Genomic DNA, 10,508 nt, shown 5'->3' with positions numbered 1-10,508 from the left:
CGGTGGTGGGTCAGTTGGCGGCGGCCTGGGCGGCCATCCGGGTGCGCAGGCTCAGCGGGCGCATGTCGGTCCACACCTCGCCGATGCGGGTGAGGCACTCCTGCTTGGTGCCGCCGGTGCCCTCGGCCCGCCAGCCGTCCGGCAGGGCGCGGTCCGCCCACCAGATCGAGTACTGCTCCTCGTCGTTGAGCACCACCAGGTAGGTCTGCTCGTCGACAATCTGCTCAGCCATGACGCTCCCGAGTTCACGGTGGGATGGGATTCCCGGCCAGTCTGCGCAGCCTCGCTATAACGCCCCTATACGCCGCCGGGCCGGCCGCTCCGGCACCGCCTCCGGAAACCGAAAGTGCCGGGAACTCCCGTGGAGTTCCCGGCACTTGGAGCCGCTGGCGGGGTGGTCAGGCCGAACCGGCGGCCCCGCGCAGGATGCCCTGGCCGTCCCGGTCGCGCAGCGCGAGCGCGGCCGGCAGTACCGCCGAGACGAGCGCGATGGCCGCGCAGCAGGCGGCGAGCACGCCCATCGTGCCCCAGGGCACCACCGCGGGCGTCGGGCCGACCAGGTTGGTCAGGGCCGCCCAGGAGCCGCCGATGCTGATCGCGGTACCGAGCAGGCCGAGGAACGTCCCGGCCGCCACGCACAGCATCGTCTCGACGGCGACGGTGCGCAGCACCTGGGCCTTGGTGGCGCCGGCCAGGCGCAGCAGCGACAGCTCCTTCCTGCGGTCGGCGACGGTCATCACCAGCGAGTTGGCCAGCGCGATGGCCGCGTAGCAGATCGCCAGGCCGAGGATCATCAGCAGGGCGTTCCAGGAGGCCTCCTCGTTGCTGTCGGTGGCCGCCGACCAGGTCTCCTCCGAGGTCGCGAGCTTGGCGCCCAGCCCCTGCACGGCCGTCCGCAGGGCGTCGGCGGCCTGCTGCCGGTCGGTGCCGGGCAGCACCCGCAGGTGGATCTGGCTCGCCAGGGCCTGGCCGCCGACCCCGCCCGTGACGGCGTTGTGCCCGGTCACCCAGGCCTGGACCGTCTCGGCGCCGGTGCCGAGGACGGCGGCGACCCGCAGGGTCCGGGGGGTGCCGTCGGCCAGCCAGACCGGGACCTGCTGCCCGGTCCGCGGCGAGCCGGGCCAGGTGCGGCTGAGCACGATCGAGTCGGGGCCGAGGTCGGCCAGCGAGCCCTCGACGACCGGGAGCCGGTCGACCTCGGCCAGCGCGGCGGCGTCCGCCGTCGCGGCGGGGAAGGCGACCAGGGCCTGGCCGTCCTGGTCGGCCATCACCAGGGTCGGGGTGATGACCAGGCTCCGCACGCCGGGGACGGCGCGCACGCGGTCCACCACGGTCCGGCTCAGCCCGGGCGTGCCGGCCGGTGCGACGACGAAGTCGGTGGCGGCCAGCTGGCCGCGGACCTCGGTGACCTTCGAGCGGTTGATGGTGTCGACGCTGCCGAGCAGGCAGCCGGCGAAGGCGACGACCAGCACCACCGGGGTGGTGGTGGCGGCGGTGCGCCGGAAGGCCGTCAGCGCGCTCTGCCGGGCGGTGGCCCAGACGATGCCGCCGCCGTCCTCGGCGGGGCGGCCGCGCAGCCGGGCCGAGAGCGTGGGCAGCACCGTCAGCAGCCGGATCACCGGGGTGGCCAGCACGCCCGCGAGCAGGACGCAGCCGCCGACGACGGCCAGCAGCAGTCCGAGCGAGTCGGCGGCGCTGGCCGCGGCGTCGGGCCAGGTCCGGGCCACCACCACGAGCGCCGCGATGCCGCCGCCGAGCACGAGCAGGCCGCTGATCCAGCGGACCGCCAGGGCGACCCGCGAGCGCCGCTCCACGTCGGCCTCCATCAGCGCCTCGCCGGGGCTGACCAGTCCGGCCTTGAACGAGGAGAGCACCACGCCGGTCATCGCGGTCAGCAGTCCGATCAGGGCCGCGACGAGCAGCCCCCACCAGCTGATCGGGACGGTGAAGTCGGCCGGCACCATGTCGTGGTCGATCAGCCAGCGGCCGGCCAGCGGCGCCCCGACCGCACCGAGCACGCAGCCCGTGACGGAGGCCAGCAGGCCGACCAGCAGGGCCTCCCGGTTGACCAGGGTGCGCAGCTGCTTGCGGGTGGCGCCGATCAGGCGGAGGAGGGCGAGCTCACGGCGGCGCTGGGCGATCGACAGCGCGAAGGTGCCCGCGACCACGAACACGGCGGTGCCGCCGGAGACCGCGGCGGAGAGCCCGAGCGGGGTCTGCACGTTGTCCAGCTGACCGGCGACGTCGATGTGGTGCGGGTCCAGCTGGCTGCGCTCGGCACCGGTCAGCACCCGGGCGGTGGTCGCGCCGCCGGCGCCGGCCACCGCCTGGCGGACCGCGTCGACGGGGCCGAAGGCGGCCAGCACGCCGACGGCGGGGCAGAAGCGGGCGGCCTGCGCGTCGGTGAAGAAGACGGCGTGCTCGAACGGCTCCGCCTCGGTGACGCCGGAGACGGTCGCGCTGTGCAGGCCGTCGGCGGTGACGTACTGGACGCGCCGGCCGACCTGGTCGGGGCTGCCGCCGCCGATGACGATCTGCTCGTCGGTGGTCGGCGCCGAGCCGGCGGTCAGCCGGTAGCCGCCGAGCTCCGCACTGGACCAGGCGCGTCCGACCTGGTCGTGCGGGCCGTCCGCGAGCTGGGCGTAGAAGGTGCGGTCCTCGACCGTCCGGCCGGTGGCGGCCACCGCGGCGATCAGCTCGGCCGGCAGGCCCTGCTGCTTGGCCACCGGGGTCGGGGAGACGTCGCCGTCGTCCCGCCTGAAGTCCAGGGTGTGGAAGGCGGACACCAGGACGGGGGCCTGCGAGAAGCGCTGGCGTTCCTGGTCGGGGATGTCCGAGGTGGCGGCCATGACCAGGATCGAGGTCGCCATCAGGGCGACACCGCAGGCCAGGGCGACGAAGCTGCCGACGAACGAGGCCCAGCGCAGCTTGATGGTGGCGAGGGCGAGGCTCAGCATGCCACGGCCTCCAGCGCGGTCATCCGGGCGGCGACCTGCTCGGCGGTGGGCCGCTCCAGCGAGCCGGCCAACCGGCCGTCGCGGAGGAAGACCACGCGGTCGGCGTAGGAGGCGGCGACCGGGTCGTGGGTGACCATGACCACGGCGCGGCTGGGCTCGTCGGCCATGGAGCGCAGCAGGGCCAGGACCTCGCGGCCGCTCTTGGTGTCCAGGGCGCCGGTCGGCTCGTCGGCCAGCAGCACCGCGGGGCGGGTGATCAGCGCGCGGGCGATGGCCACCCGCTGCTGCTGGCCGCCGGAGAGCTCGCCCGGCCGGTGTCCGGCCCGCTCGGCGAGGCCGACGACGGCCAGCGCGGCGGTCACCTCGGACGGCGCGGGGTGCCGGCCGGCCAGCTTGGCCGGGAGCGCCACGTTCTGCGCCGCGGTCAGGGCGGGCAGCAGGTTGAAGGACTGGAAGACGAAGCCGATCTTCTCCCGGCGCAGCACGGTCAGGTCGTTGTCGCGCAGGCCGCCCAGGGCGGTGCCGTCGACCCGTACCTCCCCCTGGTCGATCGGCTCCAGGCCCGCGGCGGACCGCAGCAGGGTCGACTTGCCGGAGCCGGAGGGGCCCATGACGGCGGTGAAGGTCCCGAAGGGGAATCCGACACTCACGTCGTCCAGGCCGACGACCGGCTCGGGTCCGCGTCGGTAGGTCCGGCAGACCGATCGGAGTTCAACGGCAAAGTCCGTGGCGTTCATAGTCTCAGCCCATCAGTCGGGGTGGGTGCGGCTCAATGGCCTGGGATTCAGTCCCGGGGTATGGCTGGCTACACCCCCGGTGGCACGGGGCGGCCGGCCCGGCCCGCGAGGACGGGGATGCGGCGGGTTGGGTTCCCCCGGGGCGCGGCACCGGCGTTCCCGCCCCGGCCGGCCGCCGACGCTCCCGACCGGGCCGAGCGCCGCCGGCCCCGGGTCCGGGTCCGGCGGCGGCCGGTGTCAGGAGAGCAGGGCGGGATCGACCCAGCCGTGCTGGAGCGCCATCATCCCGGCCTGGAACTTCGTCTTGGCGCCCAGCTGGGCGGCCAGCTCGGCGGTGCCGCGCCGTACGGTGCGGACCGAGACGCCGAGCCTGCGGGCGATCATCTCGTCGGTGGCGCCCTTGGCCAGCAGGACCAGGATGGCCTGCGATCGCGGGGACAGTTCGGGCTGTTCCCGGCCGACCGGAGCCTCCGGCTCGGAGGCGACCGGCAGGGAGCTCTGCCAGACCCGCTCGAACAGTTCGCACAGCGCGCCGACCACTCCGTGGCCGCGCAGCACGAGGGCGCCCCTGCGGGTCTCCTCGGGGTCCACCGGAACAATAGCGGTGGACCGGTCATAGATCACCATGCGCGGCGGAAGCGTCGGCGCGACGCGCACCTGGGCGCCCTGCTCCGTCAGCCAATGAGCATACGCAATGGTGTTGTTGTCGTTCTTGATGCTCTCCAGGTAGATCGAGCGCAGCCGGACCCCGCCGCGCAGCACCCGCAGGTCCAGCGGACGGCTGGCCTCGATGTTCGCCTCGGACATCACCCCCGAGGTGACGAAGCCCAGCACCTCCTCGGTACAGCCGGTCGCCAGCGACTCGATCCGCAGCCGGATCGAGTCGATCCCCTCCAGCACCTCGACGTCCGCGCTCGTGCGGGAGGACCGGGTCAGGTTGGCGTACTCGGCGACCACCTCGACGAGGTCGCGGCGGCCCTGCTCGATCTCCAGCAGGCGCCGCTGGAGCTCGGCCTCCCGGCGGTCGAGCAGATAGCGCAGCCCGACCTCCGGCTCCACCGGCTTCAGCACGCCCGGGTCCTGCCAGGACGGTCTCAGCAGCGCGAGGCGGGCGAGCTCGTCCAGGGACGACCGCACCCGGGCCTCGGTCCAGCCGAGCCGGCCGGCGATGTCGGCGGGTCCGCTCTGCGGATCCTTGAGCATTTCTTTGTAGACCGAACCGGCCTCGGCACCGAGGCCCAGCTTCTCCAGCATTGCCGTGAATCCAATTGTCCAGGGAGGGTGGTCTGATGGCCCGTCAAGAATCAGTCGACATTGGACAGTCGGAATGCGAAGAGGCTGGACACAGACGCGGTCTGATCACACGAAGCAGGTCTGACATGGTGAAACGTCCCCCGAGGAATCTCTGAACTTCTTCACACGGGGGCCTTGAATATGGCTGCCCCCCGGCTGGGCCGAGCCACGGAAATGTCACTCCCTGCACGCCCCCGGTCGAGTTTCTGTCATCGAATGACATGAAGTCAAGTAATGGACACCCAGGGTGGCGGAAGGGCATTTTTCGGCCACCGCAAACCCCTCGATATAAGCAATCGTGATTTCCACCACGCCCCGGACCGCCCCGATCCGGGGCCCGCGCACCCCTCGTGACCTGCGCCGGAAGGCACGCCGGCGGCCGGATCCGGCGGTATAGAGCGTCTATAGCGGGCCACCGCAGACTTCCCGGGCAGTCGGACGAGTGTGCGGGCAGCCGGCCCGCCCAACAGCTCGGCCGTCCCGTGCATCCAGCCGCCCATGGCGGCACCGGCCTCAACCGACCTGGGAGCGTCATGGCTGAGCAGATTGTCGACGAGCAGACCTACCTCGTGGTGCTCAACGACGAGGAGCAGTACTCGATCTGGTGGGCGGACCGCGCCCTGCCGGACGGCTGGCGGGCCGAGGGCACCGGCGGCACCAAGCAGGAGTGCCTCACCCGCATCGGCGAGGTGTGGACCGACATGCGCCCGCTGAGCCTGCGCACCCGGATGGCCGCCCAGGCCGCCGCCAACTGAACGACCCCGCTCTCCCGCGGCGGCCCCCACCGGCCGCCGCGGGAGAGCGCGCGTCGTCGTACCGCCCCCCCACCGTGACACCGAGCGAGGAGCTCTCGTGACCCCGCGGCCTTCCCTGCACGACCTGATTGCGAGCTCGACCCGCCGGGCTCCCGACGCCGTCGCCGTGTCCGACCACCAGGACCGCGCCGACTACCGCCGGCTCGACGAGCACGCCGGCCGGCTGGCGCACTTCCTCGCCGAGGCGGGCATCGCGCCCGGCGGCGTCGTCGGCGTGCGCCTCTCCCCCGGGGCGGCGTTCGCGCGGACCGCCCTCGGCATCTGGCGCGCCGGCGCGGCCGTCCTGCCCCTGCCCGCCGACCTCCCGCTCGGCTCCCTGCCCGCCCAGGTGGAGCTCGTCCTCACCCTGGACGAGGACGCGCCCGAGCGGCACGGCGCCGCCCGGGTCGTCGGCCCCCGCGCGCTGGCGCGGGACCTCGCCGACCGGCCCGCCGACCACCCCGGCCGACCCGCCGGGCCGACCGACGCCGCCTGGCTGCGCCACGACCCGGCCACCGGCCGCACCCTGGTCCTCGACCAGGCCGCCGTACTGCACCAGATCGACTGGCTGGTCGAGGAGTTCGGCCTGGAGCCGGGCGACCGGGTGCTCTGCGCCGGCGGCACCGACGGCTGGTTCGCCCCGCTGTTCGCCGCGCTGGCCGCCGGGGCCACCGCCGTCCCGGTGACCGACCCCGCCGGCCTCGCCGCCGTCGCCGCCGAGCAGCGGGCCACCGTACTGGCCGGCGCGCCCGCGCTGCTCGCCGCCGCCGACCTGCGGCCCGGCACCGCCCCCCGCCTGGTGCTCGCCGCCGGCGCCGGGCTGACCGCCGGCACCGCGCGCGCCCTGACCGCCGCCGGCGCCGAGGAAGTGTGCAGCGTCCACCTGCTCGACGGCGCCCTCGCGGTGACCGCCCACACCGTCGACCCGGACCGCACCGGCCCGAACACCCTGCTCGGCCGCCCGATCGACCGGATCCCGCTGCTCGTCCTCGACGAGTACGGCGACCTCGTCCCGCCGGGCGTCCCCGGCCGGCTGAACGCGGCCGGCCTCGGCGCCGGCGCCGGCTACCTCGACGACCCGCGCACCACCGCCGAGCGGCTGCGCCCCGCCGTCTACGGCACCGCCGGCAGCCGCATGCACGCCACCGGCGACCTGGTCCGCTGGCAGGGCGACGGCGTCCTGGAGCTGCTCGACGAGGCCGACCGCCCGCAGGCCGCGCCCGCCGACACCGCGCCCGGCCGCCCCGCCCACGTCGCCCCCGTGACCGCCGTCGAGCGGACCGTGGCCCGGATCTGGTCCGAGCTGCTGGAGGTGGCGCAGGTCGGCCTGGACGACAACTTCTTCCAGCTCGGCGGCTACTCGCTGATCATGACCGAGCTGGCCAAGCGCCTCCACGCGGCCACCGGCACCCCGATCGTGCTCGCCGACCTGTTCGGCGCGGTCACCGTCCGCGAGCAGGTCGCCCTGCTCGCGGACGCCCGGCCGACCGCCGCCGGCATCACCCCGGTGCCGCGCGACCGGCCGCTGCCGCTCTCGTACGGCCAGCGCCGGATCTGGCTGCTCGACACCATGGAGCCCAGCCCGGAGTGGACCGCCCCGCTGTTCCTGCGGCTGCCCGGGGACGTCGAGGCCGACACCGTCCGCCTGGTGCTCGACACCCTCGCCGACCGCCACGAGGCGCTGCGCACCCGCTACACCGTCGTCGACGGCGAACCGCTCCAGGAGATCGGCGAAACCCTGCCGATCGAGCTGCGGTGCGCCGAAGGCAGCCGCGAGCGGATCGTCGAGCTCTTCCGCGAGCAGTTCGAGACCGGCTTCGACCTCGCCTCCGGCCGGCTCTGGCGCGCCACCCTGGCCCGCACCCCCGCCGACGGCGACGAGCAGCTGCTGCTCGTCACCATCCACCACATCGCCTGCGACGGCTGGTCGGCCGCCGTCCTGGAGGAGGAGTTCCACCAGCTGTGCGCCGCCCTGCGGGCCGGCGTCACCCCGCGGCTGCCCGCCGTCCCGGTGCAGTACGCCGACTACGCCGGCTGGCAGCAGGAGTGGCACTCCAAGGAGCGGCTGGCCGACGAGCTCGACTACTGGCGCACCGCGCTCGACGGGCTCGTCCCGCTGGAGCTGCCCGCCGACCACCCGCGCCCCGCCAAGCGCGACCCGCACGGCGACGTCGTCACCTTCGACATCCCGCAGCGCCTGATGGCCGCGGTCACCGACCTCGGCCAGAGCCGCGAGGCCACGCCGTTCATGACGCTGCTGACCGCCTTCGGCACCGTGCTCGCCCGGCTCAGCGGCCAGTGGGACGTGGTGATCGGCACCCCGGTCGCCGGCCGCACCCGGCCCGAGGTCGACCGCACCGTCGGCTTCTTCCTCAACTCGCTGGTGCTGCGCTGCCGGCTGGCGGAGGGCCTGACCTTCACCGAGGCCCTGGAGAAGGTCAGGGTGGTCTGCCGCGAGGCCTTCGCCCACCAGAACCTCTCCTTCGAGCACATCGTGGACGAGCTGCGCCCCGAGCGCGACCAGTCCCGCACCCCGCTCTACCAGGTCGCCTTCAACCTGCACGACGGCCAGCTGATCGGCGGCATGCCCGACCGCGCCGACATCGACTACCTCCACCCGGCCCGCCAGGTCGCCAAGACCGACCTCACCCTCTACGTCCGCAGTGAGGCCGACGGCACCTGGAGCGGCGCCTTCGAGTACACCGACGCGCTGTTCGAGCGGACCACCGTCGAGCGGCTGGCCGACCACTTCCTGCGCCTGCTGGAGTCCGTCACCGCCGAGCCCGCCGTCACCCTCGCGGCCGCCGGGATCATGGCCGAGCGGGACCGCGAGCAGCTCACCGGCTGGGGCACCGGCGAGCACGCCGACTGGCCGGCCGGCACCACCCTCGACCTGTTCGAGGAGCAGGCCCGGACCACCCCCGACGCCGTCGCCGTGATCGCCGGCGAGACCCGGCTGACCTACGCCGAGGTGGACGAGCGGGCCAACCGCATCGCCCACCACCTGATCGCCCTGGGCGCCGGCCCCGACACCGTCGTCGGCCTCTGCCTGGCCCGCGGACCGGAGCTCGTCCCCGCCCTGCTCGGCATCTGGAAGGCCGACGCCGCCTACCTGCCGCTGGACCCGTCGCTGCCCGCCGAGCGGCTGCGCCACGTCCTCTCCGACTGCCGCTCGCCGCTGCTCGTCACCACCTCCGACCAGGCCTCCGCCACGGCGGGCCACCAGGGCGCCCTCGTCCTGCTGGACGCCGACCGCGCCGCCGTCGAGGCCCGCCCGGCCGAGCGGCCCGCCCGCTCCGGGGACCCGGAGCTGCTCGCCTACGCGATCTACACCTCCGGCTCCACCGGCCGCCCCAAGGGCGTCATGGTGCACCACCGCGGCCTGGCCAACCACCTGCGCTGGGCGGCCCGCGACCTGACCGGCGCCGAGGGCGGCGCCCCGCTGTTCAGCTCCATCGCCTTCGACCTGCCGGCCACCAACCTGTACGTGCCGCTGATCACCGGCCGCGCGGTGCACGTCCTGCCCGCCGACCTGGATCTCGCCACCCTCGGCGAGACGCTGCTGGCCGGTGCGCCGTACGCCTTCGTGAAGCTCACCCCCGGGCACCTCGAACTGCTCACCGACCAGCTGACCGACGACCGGATGTCGACACTGGCCCGGCTGGTGCTGGTGGCCGGCGAGGAACTGCCCGCCCGCCTCGCCAACCGCTGGCTCACGGCCCTCGGCCCCGGCCGGCTGATCAACGAGTACGGACCGACCGAGGCCTCGATCGGCTCCACCGTGCACCCCGTCGACCGGCCGCAGGCCGCCGCCGTACCGCTGGGCGGCCCGCTGCCCAACACCACCACCCTGGTGCTGGACCGGTCCGGCCGGCCCGTCCCGGTCGGCGTCGCCGGCGAACTCCACGTCGGCGGCGAGGGCCTGGCCCGCGGCTACCACGGCCGGCCCGAGCTGACCGCCGAGAAGTTCGTCCCGAACCCCTACGGCGCGCCCGGCTCCCGCCTCTACCGCACCGGCGACCTGACCCGGGTGCTGTCCGACGGCAGCATCTCCTTCCTCGGCCGCATCGACACCCAGGTCAAGCTGCGCGGATACCGCATAGAACTCGGAGAGATCGAGGCCGTACTGTCGGAGCTGGCACCGGTCCGCGACGCCGTGGTGATCGTCCGGGAGAGCACCACCGGTGAGAAGTCGCTGGTCGGCTACCTGGTCACGGACGGCACCGGGCCCGTCGACCTCGCACCGGTCAGGGCCGCGCTCGCCGAGCGCCTCCCCGACTACATGGTCCCGTCGGCCCTCACGGTGATCGACCGGATCCCGCTCACCGCCAACGGGAAGGTCGACCGCCGGGCCCTGCCCGACATCGACGCCGGGGACGACGGCTTCCAGCCGCCCACCACCCCCACCGAGGAGCGGATCGCCCAGATCTGGGGCGAGCTGCTCGGACTGCCCAGGGTCGGCGTGCAGGACAGCTTCTTCACGCTCGGCGGCCACTCGATCCTGGCCATCCGCATGACCTCCCAGCTCCAGGACGAGTTCGACATCGACCTCTCCATCGGCACCGTCTTCGCCCAGCCCACCGTCGGCCGTCTGGCCGCGGCGATCGAGGACCAGATCAGGGCCGAGATCGAGCAGCTGAGCGACTCCGAGATCGCGGAGTCGGACCTCTTCGCCCCCAGCACCGCCACGGCCGGCGCCGCCGCCACGAACTCCAAGGAGAACTAGG

The 10,508-nt window shown here is 74.2% G+C and carries 6 protein-coding genes; 2 read left to right on the top strand and 4 right to left on the bottom strand.

Annotated elements, in window-relative coordinates; translation table 11 throughout:
- Positions 1 to 10: 10 nt before the first annotated feature.
- From ACIF6L_RS05060 to ACIF6L_RS05045, 4 genes are all read right to left on the bottom strand, one after another.
- Entirely contained in the window at positions 11 to 232 is a 222-nt protein-coding gene (locus ACIF6L_RS05060; RefSeq protein ID WP_329488969.1) for an MbtH family NRPS accessory protein, read from the bottom strand.
- A gap of 166 nt (positions 233 to 398) precedes the next feature.
- Positions 399 to 2,957, bottom strand: a complete 2,559-nt coding sequence (locus ACIF6L_RS05055; RefSeq protein ID WP_396491871.1) for an FtsX-like permease family protein — start codon at positions 2,955 to 2,957, stop codon at positions 399 to 401.
- The gene (locus ACIF6L_RS05050) at positions 2,951 to 3,694 is read right to left on the bottom strand and encodes an ABC transporter ATP-binding protein (RefSeq protein ID WP_329488967.1); all 744 of its coding nucleotides are present in this window, start codon (positions 3,692 to 3,694) and stop codon (positions 2,951 to 2,953) included. The genes ACIF6L_RS05055 and ACIF6L_RS05050 overlap by 7 nt, the downstream gene beginning before the upstream one ends.
- A 237-nt stretch (positions 3,695 to 3,931) precedes the next feature.
- Positions 3,932 to 4,948 (bottom strand): LuxR C-terminal-related transcriptional regulator, encoded by a 1,017-nt coding sequence (locus ACIF6L_RS05045; protein WP_396491870.1) that lies wholly within the window; start codon positions 4,946 to 4,948, stop codon positions 3,932 to 3,934.
- A 572-nt stretch (positions 4,949 to 5,520) separates the two neighbouring features.
- Here ACIF6L_RS05045 and ACIF6L_RS05040 point away from each other — a divergent pair.
- Both ACIF6L_RS05040 and ACIF6L_RS05035 read left to right on the top strand, forming a co-directional pair.
- The gene (locus ACIF6L_RS05040; RefSeq protein WP_329488969.1) at positions 5,521 to 5,742 is read left to right on the top strand and encodes an MbtH family NRPS accessory protein; all 222 of its coding nucleotides are present in this window, start codon (positions 5,521 to 5,523) and stop codon (positions 5,740 to 5,742) included.
- Between the two features lie 97 nt (positions 5,743 to 5,839).
- The gene (locus tag ACIF6L_RS05035) at positions 5,840 to 10,507 is read left to right on the top strand and encodes an amino acid adenylation domain-containing protein (protein ID WP_396491869.1); all 4,668 of its coding nucleotides are present in this window, start codon (positions 5,840 to 5,842) and stop codon (positions 10,505 to 10,507) included.
- The last annotated feature ends 1 nt before the right edge of the window (position 10,508 follow it).

Source organism: Kitasatospora sp. NPDC086009, assembly GCF_044540385.1.
GTDB lineage: Bacteria > Actinomycetota > Actinomycetes > Streptomycetales > Streptomycetaceae > Kitasatospora.
This window is presented reverse-complemented; position numbering and strand designations above follow the sequence as displayed.